General features: G+C 61.5%; 14 protein-coding genes. 7 read left to right on the plus strand and 7 right to left on the minus strand.

Annotated features, from left to right (window positions below; all coding sequences use genetic code 11):
- Positions 1 to 46 precede the first annotated feature (46 nt).
- From cobW to EOI86_RS12880, 6 genes are all read left to right on the plus strand, one after another.
- A complete protein-coding gene (gene cobW / locus EOI86_RS12855) occupies positions 47 to 1,099 on the plus strand; it encodes a cobalamin biosynthesis protein CobW (protein WP_127765590.1) in 1,053 nt (350 codons plus the stop codon).
- Between the two features lie 104 nt (positions 1,100 to 1,203).
- Positions 1,204 to 1,383, plus strand: coding sequence for a hypothetical protein (locus EOI86_RS12860; protein ID WP_127765591.1), 180 nt, complete (start codon positions 1,204 to 1,206; stop codon positions 1,381 to 1,383).
- A 107-nt stretch (positions 1,384 to 1,490) separates the two neighbouring features.
- Positions 1,491 to 1,721, plus strand: coding sequence for a hypothetical protein (locus EOI86_RS12865; protein WP_127765592.1), 231 nt, complete (start codon positions 1,491 to 1,493; stop codon positions 1,719 to 1,721).
- Between the two features lie 209 nt (positions 1,722 to 1,930).
- Positions 1,931 to 4,576 (plus strand): helicase-related protein, encoded by a 2,646-nt coding sequence (locus EOI86_RS12870; RefSeq protein WP_240035663.1) that lies wholly within the window; start codon positions 1,931 to 1,933, stop codon positions 4,574 to 4,576.
- Positions 4,573 to 4,983 (plus strand): RNA-binding S4 domain-containing protein, encoded by a 411-nt coding sequence (locus EOI86_RS12875; protein ID WP_127765594.1) that lies wholly within the window; start codon positions 4,573 to 4,575, stop codon positions 4,981 to 4,983. The genes EOI86_RS12870 and EOI86_RS12875 overlap by 4 nt, the downstream gene beginning before the upstream one ends.
- A gap of 23 nt (positions 4,984 to 5,006) precedes the next feature.
- On the plus strand, positions 5,007 to 5,471 hold the full coding sequence (locus EOI86_RS12880) for a tellurite resistance TerB family protein (protein ID WP_127765595.1): 465 nt from the start codon (positions 5,007 to 5,009) through the stop codon (positions 5,469 to 5,471).
- A gap of 6 nt (positions 5,472 to 5,477) precedes the next feature.
- Here the strand turns inward: EOI86_RS12880 and EOI86_RS12885 are convergent, their stop codons facing one another.
- Positions 5,478 to 6,746, minus strand: coding sequence for an MFS transporter (locus tag EOI86_RS12885; RefSeq protein WP_127765596.1), 1,269 nt, complete (start codon positions 6,744 to 6,746; stop codon positions 5,478 to 5,480).
- A gap of 162 nt (positions 6,747 to 6,908) precedes the next feature.
- On the opposite strand from EOI86_RS12885, the gene EOI86_RS12890 reads away from it, so the two are divergent.
- Positions 6,909 to 7,229, plus strand: a complete 321-nt coding sequence (locus tag EOI86_RS12890; RefSeq protein WP_127765597.1) for a heavy metal-binding domain-containing protein — start codon at positions 6,909 to 6,911, stop codon at positions 7,227 to 7,229.
- A gap of 57 nt (positions 7,230 to 7,286) precedes the next feature.
- Here the strand turns inward: EOI86_RS12890 and EOI86_RS12895 are convergent, their stop codons facing one another.
- From EOI86_RS12895 to EOI86_RS12920, 6 genes are all read right to left on the minus strand, one after another.
- On the minus strand, positions 7,287 to 8,066 hold the full coding sequence (locus tag EOI86_RS12895) for a DUF1223 domain-containing protein (RefSeq protein ID WP_127765598.1): 780 nt from the start codon (positions 8,064 to 8,066) through the stop codon (positions 7,287 to 7,289).
- 78 nt (positions 8,067 to 8,144) lie between these two features.
- Positions 8,145 to 8,513, minus strand: coding sequence for a hypothetical protein (locus EOI86_RS12900; RefSeq protein WP_127765599.1), 369 nt, complete (start codon positions 8,511 to 8,513; stop codon positions 8,145 to 8,147).
- Between the two features lie 113 nt (positions 8,514 to 8,626).
- Entirely contained in the window at positions 8,627 to 11,383 is a 2,757-nt protein-coding gene (gene acnA, locus EOI86_RS12905; RefSeq protein ID WP_127765600.1) for an aconitate hydratase AcnA, read from the minus strand.
- 431 nt (positions 11,384 to 11,814) lie between these two features.
- Complete coding sequence (locus EOI86_RS12910; protein WP_161973819.1) at positions 11,815 to 12,975, minus strand: alpha/beta hydrolase family protein; 1,161 nt, start codon at positions 12,973 to 12,975, stop codon at positions 11,815 to 11,817.
- A 19-nt stretch (positions 12,976 to 12,994) separates the two neighbouring features.
- Positions 12,995 to 14,239: a kynureninase gene (kynU, locus tag EOI86_RS12915; RefSeq protein WP_127765602.1), complete on the minus strand. Its 1,245-nt coding sequence runs from the start codon at positions 14,237 to 14,239 to the stop codon at positions 12,995 to 12,997.
- Between the two features lie 41 nt (positions 14,240 to 14,280).
- Entirely contained in the window at positions 14,281 to 19,119 is a 4,839-nt protein-coding gene (locus tag EOI86_RS12920) for an NAD-glutamate dehydrogenase (protein ID WP_127765603.1), read from the minus strand.
- Positions 19,120 to 19,189: the final 70 nt, after the last annotated feature.

Consider the following 19,189-nt stretch of genomic DNA (forward strand, 5'->3'; position numbering starts at 1 on the left):
GTCGCGAACAGGAACCCGAGACGGGTTCCGTCAAGAGGGGGCCATCATGGCACGCAGAATACCGGCAACGATCATTTCCGGCTTCCTGGGCGCAGGGAAGACGACGTTGATCCGCCACGTCATCGAAAACGCGAAGGGTAAGCGCCTGGCTTTCCTGATCAACGAGTTCGGCGATCTGGGCATCGACCGCGACATGTTGCTGGGCTGCGGCCTGGAAGGCTGCACCGACGACGACATCATGGAACTGGCGAATGGCTGCATCTGCTGCACGGTCGCCGATGATTTCCTGCCGACCATGGAAAAGCTGCTAGACCGCCCGGACAAGCCCGACCATATCGTTATCGAAACGTCTGGCTTGGCCCTACCGAAACCCTTGGTTAAGGCTTTCAATTGGCCGGAAATAAAGGCGCAGGTGACGGTCGACGGTGTCGTCACAGTGGTGGACGCCAAGGCGCTGGCCGAGGGCCGCTTCGCCGATGACGAGGACGCCGTGCAACAGCAGCGCGAAGCCGACGAAGCGCTCGACCACGACAATCCGTTGGAAGAAGTCTTCGACGATCAACTGTTCTGCGCCGATATAGTGGTGCTGAACAAAGTGGATCTGCTGGACGGGGCGCAGGTGGATGTGTTGGAGGCGGAGCTGCAGACGCGCCTGCGTCCCGGCGTTCATCTGGTGCGTTCCGACCAGTCGGGGGTTGATCCTGCGGTTCTGATGGGGCTGGACAAAGCGGCGGAGGACGATCTGGACGCAAGGCCATCCCATCACGACGGCGCGGATGACCACGACCATGACGATTTCCACAGTTTCGTGCTGAATCTGGCCTCGGTGAACGATCCGACAGCCCTGGAGATGATGCTGAAATCCCTGATCGAGCAATACGACATTCTGCGCATCAAGGGTTTCCTGGACCGGCCCGGTTTGCCGCGCCGGGAAGTGTTTCAGGCCGCGGGTCCACGCCTGCAACGGTATTTCGACCGGCCCTGGCGGGATGGGGAAAACCGGCGGTCCGAACTGGTCGTCATCGGACTGCATACGATTGACGAAGCCGCCATTCGGGCCCATCTTTCGGATTGGAGCATCCCGGCAGCCGCCGAGTAAAGCGCTGCATTAACCCCAAACCGGGGACGCCAGAACAGGCGGAAACGGGGCAAAAACCACGCCTTTGGACAGGAACAGAAGTTCCTGATATAAGCGAGGCCATCATGTCGATATCAAGCGTTTCATCCTCCGTTTCCTCCGCTCGCGCGGACATTCCGCTCTCCGCGGCGCAGCGCAATGCCTTGAACTCGCTGAAGCAGGTCGAAGGCGCCCTGGCGGTGACGACCCAACGTCTCGCCACCAATAACACCGGGCCGGGGCAATTGGTTAATATCCTCACCTGATTTATTTTCGCATCCACTAATATTAAAGAAAAATCATAGACATGCGCAGCCTGTCTAAGGTAGCGTCTATTTAGCATTTGTTAATAATTGGCGCTTAGGATGCCGTTATGAGTGATATTTCCAGCCTTTCCGGAGCCTCACAGGCTTCATTCCTCCGCGCCACGGCGGCATCCAGCTCGTCTGCGACGGTTGTTCAGGGCAGCGCCGGCGATACGTCGGAGCAACGCCTGGAAGCCCGTTCGCAGCGTCAGCAGGACGCCTTGACGACCGGCACCCAGTCCAACACGACCCCCGCCGCCTCGGGCGGTCGTGGACAGGTCGTCGACGTCTACGCCTGACCTCTCCTTTTTTCGTGACAATCTGAACGCGTCCGTTCGCCGCGCTTTTAAGTCCATGCCCTTGCCTTGAAATCAAACCGGGCCGGTGTCACATCGATGACATACGAATCATTTCTGCTTGCTGGCCTGCTTGCTGGAAAGTCCAATGACGCTGTTCCTTCCCACTTGCGGAGAGGCACGAACAGCGCGACAGTTTAGGGACCATGGCCTTGAGACAGACCGGCTCCGACCAATCGGCCCTTCATACGGTCCCCTTTCGATCAGTGGGCGGCAAAGGCCTCGTTCGTGCCGTCCTCGGCCCCACCAATACCGGCAAGACCTTCCTGGCAATGGACCGCATGCTGGCCTATCCGACCGGCATGATCGGCTTTCCGCTACGCCTTTTGGCGCGGGAAAATTACGACAAGGTGGTGCGCGAAAAAGGCATCGGGTCCGTCGCCCTGGTGACGGGTGAGGAGAAAATCATTCCGCCCAATCCGCGCTGGTGGATCTGCACCGTGGAATCCATGCCGCTGGAAAAGGACGTCGAATTCCTGGCCATCGACGAAATTCAACTCTGCGCCGATCCCGACCGCGGCCATATTTTCACCGACCGGCTGCTCTATGCGCGCGGGCGGTCGGAAACCATGTTCATGGGGTCCGACACCGCCGCCGGCCTGATCCGCCAATTGGTGCCGGATGTGGCAATCGAAAGCCGGCCGCGTTTTTCCACTCTTCAGCATACGGGAAAATCGAAACTGACGCGCCTGCCCCGGCGCACCGCCATCGTCGCCTTTTCGGTGGATGAGGTTTACGGCATCGCCGAACTGGTAAGGCGGCAGCGGGGCGGCACCGCCGTTGTGCTGGGCGCGTTGAGCCCGCGCACCCGTAACGCCCAGGTCGCCATGTATCAGGCGGGCGAGGTCGATTACCTTGTCGCCACCGACGCCATCGGCATGGGCCTGAACATGGATGTGAACCATGTCGCCTTCGCGCGTTTGCGGAAATTCGACGGCCACCGGCTGCGCATGTTGGATGCACCGGAAGTCGGCCAGATCGCCGGCCGCGCCGGGCGGCACCTGAATGACGGCACATTCGGGGTCACCAACAATCAACCGGCGATCGACGACGAAATCGTCGCGGCGGTGGAAGCGCATCAGTATCAACCGCTGACCAGGCTGTATTGGCGCAACCGGAAGCTCGACTTCCGCTCACCCAAGGCGCTGCTGAAAAGCCTGTATCACGAACCCCCGCATCCGCAATTGATCCGCGTCCGGGACGGGGAGGACCAGGTTGCGCTGGCCGCCCTTTCCCGCGACGAAACCGTGATCGACCGCGCGGCGACCAGGGATACGGTCCAATTGCTGTGGGATGTCTGCCAGATTCCCGACTTTCGACAGGTGACGCCCGATCACCATGCCGAATTGCTGGGTCAGGTCTTTCTGAAGCTGACGGATGGCGAGGGCGTCCTCTCCAACGACTGGCTCGATGCCCAGTTCGGCCGGCTGGATCGGGTCGACGGGGATATCGACACCATCACCACGCGGATCGCCCATATCCGCACCATGGCCTATATCGCCCATCGCGGCGCCTGGCTGCGCGACGCCGCCGGATGGCAGGCCCGCGCGCGGGAGATCGAGGACCGCCTTTCCGACACCCTGCATCAGCGCCTGATTCACCGGTTCGTGGACAAGCGCGCCTCTGTCCTGACCCGCAAGGACGGCGATGCAAGCGAGCTGTTGGCCGGCGTTCGGCAAAATGGCGAGGTCGTCGTCGAAGGCCATGTCATCGGCCATATCGAGGGTTTCCGCTTCATACCCCACGAAGCCGCCGACGCGCGCGAGGCCCAGGTCCTGATGGCCGCCGCCGAAAGGGTGCTGCGCGACCACGCCTTCACCTATGTCCAGGACTTCGAGACGGCGGACGACCAGACCCTGGCGCTGGATGTGGACCGGACGATTTATTGGAACGGCAAACCGGTCGCGCGCCTGGGCAAAGGCCCGACGCCCTGGCAGCCCACCGTCGCCGTCCATGCCGGCTTCGTTCAGGATATCGGCCTGCAACGGCGGATCGAGGCACGGATCAACGCTTGGCTGGACCGCCATATCGCCCGGCGCTTGGCGCCCTTGTTCACGTTGCGCGATGCCGGTTTCGCCGGCGCCGCCAAGGGCCTCAGTTTCCACCTACTTGAAGGATTGGGCAGTTGCCGGACCAACGCCGCCGCGCCGCAGATCAAACATCTGTCGCAGCAGGACCGGAAAGCCCTGGCAAAGCATGATGTTCGGTTCGGGACCGATTCCGTCTTTCTGAACGGTTTGCTGAAACCGGGACCGTTGCGGACGCGCGCGGCCTTGTGGTCGGCCTGGGCCGGTAAACCGCCCCCCACCGCCGCAACCGGGAAGGCGACAAGCCTGCCGACGACCTGCGAGCGCGGCGCGCTGATGTCGGAAGACGACTGGGCCATGCTGGGATATCGCCATGCAGGGCCGGCGGCCCTGCGCGTCGACCGGTTCGAGCGGGTCATGGCGGAAATCCGCAAACGCGCCCGGGAAGGCGGCATCAAACCGGACGAGAGTCTCGCCAAAACCTGCGACTGCGGCGAAGAAGCCCTGCCCGACCTGCTGCGCGCGGTGGGATGTAGCCCGGTGAAAGGTGAAGACGGCAGCTTGTTCCGCATTCGCAACAACCGAATGAGCGCGGCGCGCGGTCCAAAGGGACAGGCCCGCAAATCGGCCCACAAGACCGGCGGCAAAAACGCTCAAAAAATCAAAGCAAAAAACGGATCGTCACAGGAGCACAAAGCGAGGAAACCGGCCAAAAAGCCGGACCCGAATTCACCCTTTGCAGCCCTACAGGGATTATTCGCCTCACCATGACCGACACATCCACCGCGCCCACCGCGAAACAACGTATCGACAAGTGGCTCTGGCATGCCCGCTTCTTCAAGACGCGAACGCTGGCGGCCAAGGTGGTTGAGGGCGGTCATTGCCGGATCAACCGGGAAAGGGTCCGGAAACCTGGACATGCGGTGAAACCGGGCGACGTCCTGACTTTCGCCCAGGGCCACGACATTCGGGTGATCGAGGTCAGCGCGTTGGGCGAACGCCGCGGCCCGGCGCCGGAAGCGCGCCAGCTCTACACGGATCTGGACCCGCCACCGGTCCGCAGCGCCGACCCGGAACAGCGGGACTTGGCTGAAAGTACGGTGCCGCAACGGGACAAGGGAGCCGGCCGGCCAACCAAGCGCGACCGTCGGCAAATGGAGAAAGTACAAGGTTTATAAAACCGTAGTCAGTAGGTGATTTCTTGATAGAACTTTTGAAGAATTTCCTGTTCGACAGGGAAAACGCATCGGTCGCGGAAGCGGCCAAGGAACAAGACAAGCTGCACATCGCGGCCGCGGCCCTGCTGCTGGAGGCCGCCCAGCTCGATGGCTCCCTTGAAAAGGTCGAGAAGGATCGTGTCTGTCATATCGTGCAGAAACGGTTCAACCTGGATGCGGAACATACCGCCGCCATCATGGAGAATGCGGAGCAGAAGGCGAAGACGTCGAACGACATCTACGGCTATCTGCGCGTCCTGTTGAATCATTTCGATCACGACCAGCAGGTCGAACTGGTGGAAATGCTGTGGGACGTGATCTGTGTCGACGGCAAAATCCACGATCACGAGGCCAATTTGGTCCGGCGCGTCACCGGCATGACCGCGGTCAGCGACCGTGAATCAGGCGCCGCCAAGCTCCGCGCCATGGAGCGTTACGGTCTGAGTTAGACAGCGTCAGGCCCGTTCGGGCTCCCGCACCGTCAACAGAATTGCCGCCCCCACGGCGAACATCGTGACGACAATGGCCATGCCGGCGCGTTGGCTGTCGAAAATTTCCGTTCCCAGCCCGTAAAGCGCCGGACCGAAGATGGCCGCCGCTTTGCCGGTAAGCGAATACAGTCCAAAATACTCCGCTTCCTTGTCGTTCGGGGCAAGGCGCGCCATCAGCGACCGGCTTGCCGCCTGGGTTGGGCCGACAAAGATGCCGAGGACAAGAGCGAAGGCGATGAACAACGTGATGTCGTCGACCAACAACAGCGGCACCCCGACCAGAATCAGCCCTACCAGAGAAACCAGCACCGTGATGCGCGAGCCGATGCCGTCATCCATCCAGGCGAAGCCGGCCGCGCCCAGCCCGGCGGTCACGTTCAACCCGATGGCGAAGATCAGAATCTGCCCCGTATCCATGCCATGCACGCCCGCGGCATAAAGCCCGCCGACCGCAAACAAGGTCGTCAGCCCATCCCGATAGATGGCGCTGGCAATCAGGAAACGGAGCATATGGCCGTGCCGGGGCAATTCACCGAGCGTTCGGGCCAGGACCGACAGCCCTTTCGGCACCGCCTGGGCGACGGAAAGACCGGTCGGCGGGAAGTCCTTCGAGAACAAAAACAGCGGCAGACAGAAAACCGCGAACCAGATCCCCGTCATCGGCCCGACGATCCGCACATGCTGCGCGCTTTCCCGGTCGAGCGCGAAAAGCGGCTGCAGCATATCGCCAAGACCGACGAAACCCACAAGGGTCAGCGCCAGCGCGGTCAACCCGCCCAGATAACCGACGCCCCAACCCCAACCGGAAACCCGGCCCAACATATGGGCAGGCGCATTAGGCGTCAGCAGCGCGTTATAGAAGACCTGCCCCAGGTCGAGACTGGCGGCCGACAGGACGACAATGACAAGCGCGAAGATGGCATAAGCCGGGTCCGGTTCGGCGAACCACAGCAGGCAGGACCCAATCGCCGCCATGGCGGTAAACAAACCCAACCAGCGCTTCAAGCCGCCGGCATGGTCGGCAATGGCACCCAGGACCGGGCTGACAACGGCGACGATCAGGCCCGAAATCGACAAGGCATAGGCCCAGCTTTTCGCCCCTTCATCTGCGTCGCCATAGATTCCTTGTGCGAAATAGACGGAAAAAATGAAGGTGCCGATGATCGTCGGAAAGGCGGAATTCGCCCAATCGTAGAGGCACCAGCCGGCGGTCGCGCGCTTTGCGATCTGCATTTCCGAATCCTATTAAACCCCGGCTCAATACAATACTGGCCCAATACAGGCCCAATTCCAGCCTAACCCCGGCCAATCCCGACATGGAAATGTTCCCGAACCGTGGCAGGATGGTTAGAGCATCATGGCACGAAGTCAAACGAACCAGGAGGAAGTATCGAAATGCTGGTAACCACCACGGAATCCGTCGAGGGACAGAAAATTGTCGAATATCTCGGCATTTGCAGCGGCGAGGCGATCATCGGCGCGAACATTTTCAAGGATATGTTTGCTTCGATCCGCGATGTCGTCGGCGGCCGGTCGGGAACGTATGAAAAGATCCTGCATGACGCCAAGAACACGGCAATCACCGAAATGGCCGAACAGGCCAACAAATGGGGCGCACACGCCATCGTCGGCGTCGATATCGACTATGAAGTTCTGGGCAAGGAAAACGGCATGCTAATGGTCGTCGCCAACGGAACCGCCGTCAAACTGGGATAGGGCCAACAGAAGTCCCGGCGGGCGTCGTCCCGCCGGTGCCCAACCGGGCCTGGCATGTTACCAGAGGATCTGTTGCGCCGCCGCGATCGGCCCGTGACCGGCCTGTTGAAGCATCACGACCCAGCCGCCGGCATCGGTGAATTTCTCAACCGGTATTTCCTGATTAAACGCCTCACCCATCCATTGCCGCACCAGAATCGCGTCGCGGACGACGTTGCGGTTCACCAGGGTCAAGCCACGGTTCTCACCACGCTGAACTTCTGTTCGGTGTTCCTTGTCATAGGTGATCAGGTAGAGGTCGTAGATCCGCCCGGCCGGGTCGCCGGACACACTGACATTCAGGGCGCCTTCCCCCGATTTGGAGACGGAAAGCGACGGCATCGCCGCGTCGCGCTTTTCTTCCTGACGGTCGCGGATCGCCAGTTCCACCTTCATCTGGTCCGACCCCACAACATGCTGTCCGCCGTCGATCACCATCTGGGGCGTATAGACGTAGCGGCTGTGCAGCGCGCGCATGTATTGCTTCTGACGGTCGGTATAGCTCTTCTTCGCGAAGGGGTCTTCCCAGCCGATGTAATCCCAATAGTCGACATGGAATTCCAACGCGATGACGTCCGGCCGATCCGCCAGGTCGTTTAGGAAAGCTTCCGCCGGCGGGCAGGAACTGCATCCCTGGCTGGTGAACAGTTCGGCCACGACGACGGGGCGTTCCCCGGCACGGGCATGGGGGACCATGGCCGCCACCGCAAAGAGGATTGCGGTCAGCAGGGCGAATAGGGCGAGGGTAAGAGAATATCGCAGTGTCATGAGCCAAAGATAGGATGTGGACTTGCGCACGGACCAATCACTTCGGAGTGAGAGTGCCGTGTCGCGGGTCAAAACATAACCCACATCCGCGCAAAAACACTCTGCACGCTAATCACGGCTCTGTTGCTCAGCCGCTTCGCGATGCGCGGCGACGAAGCGGTCTATCTCCCGCTGGAAATAGGGTTGGGTTTCCGTGAAGGCGGCGGTCAGACCCGTCGCATCGATCCGCATCACCAAACCGTGTCCGGGAAACTCGTCCTGGCTGCCGTTGGGCATGGGCAGCATGAACTTGAACTCGAACCGCTGTCCTTTGATCAGACCGCCGCTGTAATCGACGATTCGGAAGTGGCGCTCGTCCATGTCGTCTATGGCGAAGACTTGATGGTCGATCCGCACATAGGTATCGACCGGCCGAACCCGCCCCTTTCGCCGGCGATTGGCGATAGCCGACCCCTTCTTCTTCAGCCATGCGAACATCTGCGCCTCCCAGCACAATATATCACCGCGTTTCCCGGATATGGAAACGAGACAGGCATAGAAAAAGGGCGGCCCCGATGGAACCGCCCCGATTTCCGATACCGTCTCAACGGTTACGCCGCTTTGGCGAGGTTCCGCAGCACATACTGCAGAATGCCCCCGTTGCGGTAATATTCGGCTTCGTCTTCCGTATCGATCCGGCACAGGACCGTGATCGTCTCGGTCGACCCATCAGCCCGGTTGATCGTGACCGAAATATCCTGGCGCGGGGTGATCCCGCCGTCCATGCCGGCGATGTCGTAGGTTTCCGATCCGTCCAGTTTCAAGGTCTGGCGGTTCGTGCCGTCCTTGAACTGCAGGGGCAGCACGCCCATGCCGACCAGGTTTGAGCGGTGGATTCGTTCGAAGCTTTCGACCAGAACCGCTTTCACGCCCAACAGCACTGTGCCCTTTGCCGCCCAGTCGCGGCTGGACCCGGTGCCGTATTCCTTGCCGCCGATGACGACCAGCGGCACGCCTTCCGCTTGGTATTTCATCGCCGCGTCATAGACCGACATCTGCTCGCCATCCGGCATGTATTTGGTGAAGCCGCCTTCGACGCCGGGCACCATTTCGTTCTTGATGCGGATATTGGCGAAGGTGCCGCGCATCATCACTTCATGATTGCCCCGCCGCGAACCGTAAGAGTTGAAGTCGGCCGGGCGCACCTGATGTTCCATCAGATACTGACCCGCCGGTGTATCCGGTTTGAACGACCCGGCGGGCGAGATGTGGTCCGTGGTCACACTGTCGCCCATGATCAGCAGCGGCCGGGCCCCAGTGACGTCCTCGACGGCATCGGGCTCCGGCGCCATGTTTTCGAAATAGGGTGGATGCTGAACATAGGTGGACCCGGCGTTCCATTCGAAGGTCTCACCTTCCGAAACCCGGATTTCCTGCCATTCCTCCGGCCCCTCGAAGACATTGCCATAGCGGTCGCGGAACATTTCCGCCGTCAGCGACGAGCCGACCAGATCCGCGATCTCGCGCGTGGTGGGCCAGATGTCCTTCAGATAGACAGGCTTGCCGTCCTTGTCCTCGCCCAGCGGATCCTTCAGCAGGTCGCGCGTCATGTTGCCGGCCAGCGCATAGGCGACCACCAACGGCGGGGAGGCGAGATAGTTGCCGCGGGTCTGCGGATTTACCCGACCCTCGAAATTCCGGTTCCCGGAGAGCACCGAGGTAACCACCAGGTCGCCATCATCCACCGCCTTGGAGATCTTCTCCGGCAGCGGCCCGGAATTGCCGATGCAGGTGGTGCAGCCATAGCCGACCAGATCGAAGCCCAGCGCGTTGAGGTCTTCCTGCAATCCGGCCTTTTCCAAATAATCGGTAACGACTTGTGAGCCGGGCGCCAGCGAGGTCTTGACCCAGGGCTTCACGGCCAAGCCCTTTTCCCGTGCTTTGCGGGCGACCAGACCGGCGGCGACCAGCACCGACGGGTTGGAGGTGTTGGTGCAGCTGGTGATCGCCGCGATGACCACGTCGCCATGGCTCAGCTTGTAATCCTCGCCTTCGACCTGAACCTGTTTGTCCCAGCCGGTGTTCGCCGCCTGGGCGGGGCCGCCTTCGCTGGCCAGCCGGGCTTCCGCGTCGGTCTTCGGCACGCCGATATAATCGGCCAGCACCTTGTCGAATTCCGCCGCCGCGTTTGACAGCGCGACGCGGTCCTGCGGGCGTTTCGGCCCAGCCAGCGACGGTTCGACCGTCGACAGATCCAGCTCCAGCGTATCGGTGAAGACCGGGTCGGCTTGGCCTTTCTCGCGCCACATCCCCTGCGCCTTGGCATAGGCCTCGACCAATTTGATGCGGTGTTCGTCGCGGCCGGTGAAGCGCAGATAGTTCAGCGTTTCATCGTCGATCGGGAAGATGCCGCAGGTCGCGCCGTATTCCGGTGCCATGTTCGAAATCGTCGCCTGGTCGGCCAGCGTCAGGTGGTCCAACCCGTCGCCATAGAATTCGACGAATTTGCCGACCACGCCCTTGGCCCTCAGCATTTGCGTGACGGTCAGCACCAGGTCGGTCGCCGTTGTGCCTTCCTTCAGCGCGCCGGTCATCTTGAAGCCGACGACTTCGGGGATCAGCATGGAGACGGGCTGACCCAGCATGGCCGCTTCCGCCTCGATCCCGCCGACGCCCCAGCCCAGCACACCCAAGCCGTTGATCATGGTGGTGTGGCTGTCGGTGCCGACCAATGTATCGGGATAGGCGATGGTGCGGCCGCTATCGTTAACTTCGTCGGACGTCCAGACCGTCTGTGCCAGATATTCCAGATTCACCTGGTGGCAGATGCCGGTGCCCGGCGGCACGACGCGGAAATTGTCGAAGGCGGTCTGGCCCCAGCGCAGGAACTCATACCGTTCGCCATTGCGCTGGAATTCAAGATCCACATTCTTTTTGAAGGCATCCGGGCCGCCGAAGAAATCGACCATGACCGAATGGTCGATCACCAGGTCGACCGGCGACAGCGGATTGATCTTCTGCGGGTCGCCGCCCATGGCGACCATCGCGGCGCGCATCGCGGCCAGGTCGACCACGGCGGGAACACCGGTGAAGTCCTGCATCAGCACGCGGGCCGGACGATAGGCGATCTCGCGGTCGGACTTCTTGTCCTTCAGCCATTGCGCCAGCGCTTTGATGTCGTCCACATCGACGGAACGCCCATCCTCGAAGCGCAGCAGGTTTTCCAGCAGAACCTTCATGGAATAGGGCAGGCGGCTGACATCGCCCAGCGTATCCTGTGCCGCCTCGATGGAATAATAGTCGTATTCCTTGCCGTCGACGGTCAGCGTGCGCCGCGTTTTCAAGGTGTCTTGGCCGGTCGTGGTCATGTCGAGTGCACTCCTTCTGTTTGCCCGCGGGCCGAGGGCGCCCATCTCGGGACAGCGCCGCATCGGCCGGGACATATGATGTTCTTTGGCGTCGCGGACCGTTGCACCGCGATGCGTTATGACAATAACGCGCCAGAAGACCCGATGGTGTCGTCAGAACACGCAAAAATCGGCCGGGGCGCGCCTGCGCGGTCTGCCGCACTCCAAAGAACTCGTTTGAAAATCTACGTATCGTCCCCGCCGGTCCGGAGTGCCGGATTGCGCCGCGCGTCTTCGCGGCCCCGCCGTGGTATATCGATACGCCCCATCGCGCGTTTCACTATATAACCCCGCCAGGCCTTGTTGTGTAGGGGGCGCCGGATTGGGCCCGGTTCAGATTTGGGTGCCGGTTTGCAACAATCGGTCCCGGCGTTGTTCCTTGGACGTGGCGACTAACCCTTCAGATCAATCCACTTTTCCCAGGCGTCCCAGCTTTCGGGCGGATAGTAACGGTGGGGGCCTTCGGTGCGGACGGCGTTGATGTGTTCCGCTGCACCCAGGCGCTCGTAAAAGGGACGGGCGGCATTCACCACTTCTTCGACGCCAGCGAACGGAAAAATGTGGTCGGCGCTGCCGCTTAAGCCCACGAAGGGGCGCGGCGCGATGAGGGCGGCGATGTCTTCGGCTTCCAGCCAATTGATCAGGCCGGGGATGACCAGTTCGCCGCCTTCGGCGCGGCGGCCGCCGATGGTGTCGCGGAAGCGGCCGATGGAACCGGAACAGAGCACGCCGGCGATGCGGTCATCCAAGGCGGCGGCGAAAAAGGCGTTGGACCCGCCCGACGAATGGCCGAACAGATTGATCCGCGCGGGGTCGATCGCGACCGGCAGGGCATCCGTCGTCAGCAGCCAATCGATCGTCGCGGAGAGGTCCCAGCATTTCTCCCCCATCAGGGTGCGGCCCAGCAGCAGGGCATGGTTCGCGGCATCGGTCAGGCGGTGGGGCGAGCGGGGTTTGAGTGTCCGTTCTTCACGCTCCCCGAACCCGAGCTGTTCCACGGCGGCGGCAAGATAGCCTTTTTCCACGGCTTGAAGCGCCATATCCGCGCCGAGGCCCAGGCGTTGATAGTCGATGGGCAGTTTCGCTTCCCCCCAGGCGACATGCGCGCCGGACGTCGAACCCGCCAGATGCAGATAGACCGGGGCGAGGCCCGCCAATTCTTCCGCCAATCCATCCTTCCACAGCAGATGCACGGCGATATCCGTTTCCGGGCGGACGCGCAGATAGAAGGCGCGGCGTTTCACACCAGGCGCGACTTCGACCCAATCCATCGCCCGGGTCAGCGTGACCGGCGGGCGCGTGAAGGGCCAGCCCATCAATTCGGCGAGTTTCTGCCGTGCCTCCCGCTGCCAGGCTTTTGCGTCCAGGGTTTCATGCCGGGAAGAGGCGAGGCGCGGTTCCGCGCGGTCGATGTCATGCTTGTGCCCGGGATAGGGCGACAGCACCGTGCCCGAGGGCAGCGGCAGATAGGGGTCCGTTTCCTGCCCGCGCAGGCGCTTCAACCGCCGCAGGGCAGCCGCCCAATAGACGCGCGCGGTGTTTTTCGACGCCATCGAGTCGCCCGGCTCGCGGTCAGGTGACCGCGGCGCGCTGCTTGAACGCGTCCACGTCCCAGGCGCCGGTTTCCAGCACGTCGCGCAGGATGGCCACCGCATCCCAGACATCCGCATAGGAAATGTAGAGCGGCGCAAAGCCGAAGCGCATGATATCCGGGTCCCGGAAATCGCCGATTACCTTGCGGGCGATCAGCGCCTGCATGATCGCGTAACCGTTTTGGCTGCGGAACGACACTTGGCTGCCGCGGGCCGCAGCCTCTCGCGGGCTGGCCAGTTCCAAGCCATGGCCGCCGCATTCCTGTTCGACCAGGTCGATGAACAGGCCGGTCAGCTGCTGGCTTTTCTTCAACAGGCCTTCCATAGGGACTTCCGCGAATAGCGAGAGCGCTTCATCCAACGCGGACATGGACAGCACCGGCGGCGTGCCCACCGTATGCCGCGCGATACCGGTCGCCGGCTTGTAGTCCGAGGTGAAGGCGAAAGGATTGGCATGGCCGAGCCAGCCGCTGAGGGCGGGTTGGATCGTCGCTTGATGCCGGTCGGCAACGAACAGGAAGGCCGGCGCGCCGGGCCCGCCATTCAGGTATTTATAACCGCAGCCGACCGCGAAATCGGCCTTTGCGCCGTTCAGGTCGACCGGGAAAGCGCCGGCGGAATGGGCCAGGTCCCACAGCATCAAGGCGCCCGCGTCCTGAACCTGTTTGGTGACCGCCGCCATGTCGAGCTTGCGCCCGGTGCGATAGTCGACCTGGGTGATCATCACGACGGCAACGTCGTCGTCCAGGTAATCGGCGAGGTTTTCGGCCTTGTCCATCAGGCGCAGGCTGTAATCCCCGCCCAGCAGCGAAACCAGCCCTTCGGCGATATAGAGATCGGTCGGAAAATTGCCCGCTTCCGACAGGATCACCCGGCGGCCCGGCCGCATTTTCAAGGCGGCGGAGAGCAGCTTGAAAATATTGATCGAGGTGGAATCGGCGGCGAGCACTTCGTGGCCCCCCGCGCCGATCATCGGGGCGATTTTGCCGCCGATGCGCCCGGCCAGTTCCATCCATTTGTTCTTGTTCCAACTGGTGATCAGGTCCTGGCCCCATTCCCGGGACACCACATCGGCGACACGGTCGCGGACGCTGTTCAGTAGCGGGCCGAGGGAGTTCCCATCCAGATAGATCAGGCCTTCGGGAATATCGAAACGACCCCGGAACGATTTTAGCGGATCGGCGGCGTCGCGCGCCGCGAGATCTTCACGCGTAATGGACGGCATAAAGGTAAGTTCCTGTACTAAGACGTTAAAATTGGCTTCGGCTAGCTGACGAGGGTGCGAAGCTCCCGCCCGACAACGGCCAGCATGGCGAGGTCCAGCTGCGGCAATTGTTCCAGTTCGCCGAGCAACATGTCCACCCTTTCCACCGCTTCCTGGCGCGTGCCGATCCAAGCCTGAACCGCCGCCTCGTCCGCCTTGCCGTCGATCAGGACGCGGCCGGTGATTTCCGTTTGCAGGCCCCAGAGGTCGTCGACCATGGCGCCCAGCGCCAGGCGGTACCATTGGGTATCGGCCGGAATGCGGTTGGCGGCGGAGCGCAACCAATCGAGCCCGAAACGCGTGCCGATGCGGGAATAAACGATGGCCGTGTCCAACACCGGCAGGTTCGCCGGCCCGGCAAGCCGGACCACGTCGCAGGACGAAGACAGCACCTTCAACTGACCGACGGCCGCCGCCAGGTCGTCCGGCACACCGTCCGACTTGAAGCGCCCGGCCCGTTTCCGCATGGCGTCGAGGGCGACATCCCCCAGGATGACCGGCAGGTTGGCGCCCAGTTCCCGCACGCCGGATCGATAGGTTTCGATATTGCTGCGGATATCCAGCGGATGCGATTCGTTGCGCAGGAACCATTCGGTCATGCGTTCCACGGTGCGCCCGGTTTCATGCAGCATGGCGGTTTGCGCCGCGCTGCCGGCGATATTGTCCAGCGCCTCGATCCGCTGCCACAAGCCCCGCAGGTCGAAGACGTCGCGCACGATGGTATAGGCCCGCGCGATTTCCGGCGACAACATGCCGGTGCGCTGCTTCATCTCGTTCAGGAAGCCGGGCCCCGTCCGATTCAACATCGAATTGGTGACCGAGGTCGCGATGATTTCCCGGCGCAGGCGATGGCTCTGCACGTTTTCCGCATAGCGTTCGTTCAGAACCGGCGGGAAGTACCGTACCAAGTCTTCCGATAGAAGCGGATCGTCCGGCAGGTCGGATTCCAGCAATTCCTGATAGGCGACATTCTTGGTATAGGCGAGCAGAACCGCCAGTTCCGGACGGGTCAGCCCCTTGCGTGCCTGCAGGCGATCGGCGATTTCCTCGTCATCCGGCAGGAATTCCAGATCCCGGTCCAGATGGCCGGCGCGTTCCAGCGAACGCATGGCGCGCTGATGCCGGTCGAGGGATTGCGCCGCGCGGTTCTCGATCACGCTGATCGACTGAGTCTGCTGGTAATTGTCCCGCAGGACCAGCCGCGACACATCCTCGGTCATTTCCTCGAGCAGCTTGTTGCGCTGCTTTTCGGTCATGTCGCCGCGGGCAACCACATCGCCCAGCAGAATCTTGATGTTCACTTCATGGTCGGAACAATCGACGCCTGCCGAATTGTCGATGGCGTCGGTGTTGCAGCACCCGCCGTTCTGGGCGAATTCGATACGCCCGCGCTGGGTGATGCCCAGATTGGCGCCTTCGCCCAAGACCTTGCAGTTCAGGTCTTCCCCATTGACGCGGATGGCGTCATTGGCGCGGTCGCCCGCATCGGCGTGGGATTCCTCGCTGGATTTCACATAGGTGCCGATCCCGCCGAACCACAACAGGTCGACCTTGGCCTTCAACAGCGCGTTGATCAGCTTGGTCGGCGGCACCGCGTCCTCGGTCAGGCCGGTGAGTTGCTTAATCTCCGGCGTCAACTCAATCGACTTCACGGAGCGTTCGAAAATGCCGCCGCCTTTGGAGATCAAGGACGTGTCGTAATCGCCCCATCCCTTCACCGCCTCGAACAAACGCTGGCGTTCCTTGAAGGTCTTGGCCGCATCCGGGTTCGGGTCGATGAAAATATGCAGATGATTGAAGGCTGCTACGAGGCGGATATGTTCCGACAGGATCATCCCATTGCCGAACACGTCGCCCGCCATATCGCCGACACCGACGACGGTGAAGTCCTGTTCCTGGGTGTTGTGGCCCATTTCACGGAAATGCCGTTTCACCGATTCCCAGGCGCCGCGCGCGGTGATGCCCATTTTCTTATGGTCATACCCGGCCGACCCGCCGGACGCGAAAGCATCGCCCAGCCAGAAGCCGTATTCGACGCTGACCGCGTTGGCGAAATCGGAAAACGTGGCCGTGCCCTTATCCGCCGCGACCACCAGATAGGGGTCGTGTGCGTCCTTGGCGACAACGCGTTCCGGTTCGATCACACCGTCGGAGGACAGGTTGTCGGTGATGTCCAGCATGCCGGAAATGAACAGGCGGTAGCAGGCGATCCCTTCTTCCAGGAAGGCCTGACGGTCGCTCATCGGCGGTGGGCGTTTCAGCACGAAGCCGCCCTTGGACCCGACGGGCACAATGACCGCGTTCTTCACCTGTTGCGCCTTCACAAGGCCCAATACTTCGGTGCGGAAATCCTCCCGCCGGTCGGACCAGCGCAAACCGCCGCGCGCGACCAGGCCGAAGCGCAGGTGCACCGCCTCGAACCGCGAGGAATAGACGAAGATTTCCCGCAAGGGCGCCGGCGCGGGCAATTCCTGGATGTTGCGCGCGTCGAATTTCAGGGAAACGTAGCTCTTCGGCTCCCCATCCGGGCCGAGCTGATAGAAATTGGTGCGCAGGGTGGATTGGATGAGGTTCAGGAAGCGCCGGACGATACGGTCTTCATCGAGGTTTTCGACAAGGTCCAAGCGTTCCTTGATATCGGCGATGCAGGCCTTTTCGTCCGCGTCCCGGTCGCCTTTGTAATCGGGATCGAACCGGATGGTGAACAGATCGGCCAGCCGCCGCGTGATTCCGGCATTCTTGGCCAGCGTCTCTTCCATATAATCCTGGCTGAACGGGATGGAGGCCTGGCGCAGATATTTCGAATAGGCACGCAGAACCACCACATCGCGCCAGCCGAGCCCGGCTGACAGAACCAACCGATTGAAGCCGTCATTCTCCACCTCGCCGCGCCAGACGCGGGCGAAGCATTCGTGAAACGCCTCGCGGATCTTGGTGTGATCGACCGCTTCACCGTCAGAGGTTTCAAGACCGAAATCATGGATGAAGACATGGGGGGCATCTTCCCCGTCGACATTGACGTCCAGGTCGAAGGGCGCCTCTTCCATCACTTTTACGCCCATATCCTCCATCATCGGCATGACGTTGGAGAGAACGACGGGACGGCCCACATGGTACAGCTTGAAGCGCAGTTGATGTGGGTCGGATTCCAGCGGGTGATAAAGGTTCACCCGGATTTCGCCGTCGGTCAGGGCTTCCTCGATCTGGTTGATGTCGAAGATCGCGGTCTGCGCGTTGAAACGTTCGCGATACGAGGACGGGAAGCTGGACCCGTATTTCCGGTTCAGCGCGATGCCGCGCTCCTCCCCCCAACTTTCGATCAGCGCCTGGCGCAGCTTGTCGCCCCAGGTCCGGCCCGCGTCGATCAAGCGGGCTTCGATTTCCCTTTCGTCGTATTCCGGCACGTCGCCCGGGGTCGTTCTGATAATGAAATGAACCCGGGTGAGGACCTCGTCGGTCATATAGGTATAATGGGCGGCGACCGATCCGTTGAGATTCTTGGACAGGATATCGCCCAGCCTGACGCGCAAGCTTGAGGAAAACCGATCGCGCGGCACATAGACCAGCGCCGACATATAGCGTTGGAACGGGTCGCGGCGCAGGAACAGCGATATCCGCTGACGTTCCTGAAGATAGTTGATGCCGAGCGTAATTTCGGCAAGCCGCCCCACATCGATCTGGAACAGTTCATCGCGCGGATAGCTTTCCAGGATATGCATGATCGCCTTGCCGCTGTGGCTGGACGGTTCGAATCCCGAAAGCTTGAAGACCTCGGCCACCTTGGACCGCAATAGCGGAATTTCGCGCGGCGACTGGTTATAAGCGACACTGGTCAACAAGCCGACGAACAGATATTCGCCGACCGGCTTGCCTTTCGCGTCGAATTTCCGAACCGCAACCGTGTCCAGATGAACGCGCCGGTGCACGGTGGAGCGGTGATTGCCCTTGGTGATGCGGATAAGGTCTGGGCGATACAGTTCCTCCTGCACCGATTTCGGCATCTTGCCCAGGTCCCGCAGCGAGTCGAAGACCGAGCGTTCGGTATCGCGCAGAATGCCCAACCCGCTTTCAGGCTGAACTTCCAGCCGCGCGGTCTTGCCGGACCCGGCATAGTCCACTTCGCGATACCCCATGAAGGTGTAGTGGTCGTCATGGACCCATTGCAGGAATTCGCAGGCTTCCTTGACGACGGCTTTATCCAAATGCTTCGGCGGCGCCTTTTTCAGGTCCGCGATGATCTCAAGCGTCTTGGCCCGCATGGTGCGCCAGTCCTCGACGCAAAGCCGGACATCGTCGAAGACGAAGCGGATACCCTCTTCAATCGCTTTCAGCGCGGCGGCGGAGCTTTGCTCGTCCACCTCGATATGCATGAAGCTTTCGTCCGACAAACCCTCGGGCCGCTTATCATGCAGCGGGAAATCAACCGCCTTGCCCTTGCCGTCTCGTTCGACGCCGAAAACCGGATGAATGATCAGATGCGCGGTGATGTTCTGACGCGCCATTTCGATGCTGACCGAATCGACAAGGAACGGCATGTCGTCGTTGACGATTTCGATCACCGTATGGGTGGAATGCCAGCCATGTTTTTCGAAACGGGGATTGTAGACCCGGACCTTCACCTCGCCGGGTTTGCGTTCCTGGCCGAAGGTCCACAGCGACAGCGCCGCGCCGTACAGGTCTTCCGGTTCCTGCCCGTGCATGTCTTCCGGCGGAACGTGGCGGTAATAGTGATCGACGAAGTTGCGCGCACAGGTCGCTTTGTCCCCGGTCATGCGCTGGTCGATCAATTGGTGGATCTTCTCAAGCAGTTCCTGTTTGAGAACTTCCATCCGCTGAGACATCGATTATCTCCCTACCCGTTTGGCCCTGTCTCTCTTTGGAAGGTCCCTTATTGGAATGTCCGGCTTGAAA

Source organism: Hwanghaeella grinnelliae (assembly GCF_004005845.1).
Taxonomy (GTDB): domain Bacteria; phylum Pseudomonadota; class Alphaproteobacteria; order UBA8366; family Aestuariispiraceae; genus Hwanghaeella; species Hwanghaeella grinnelliae.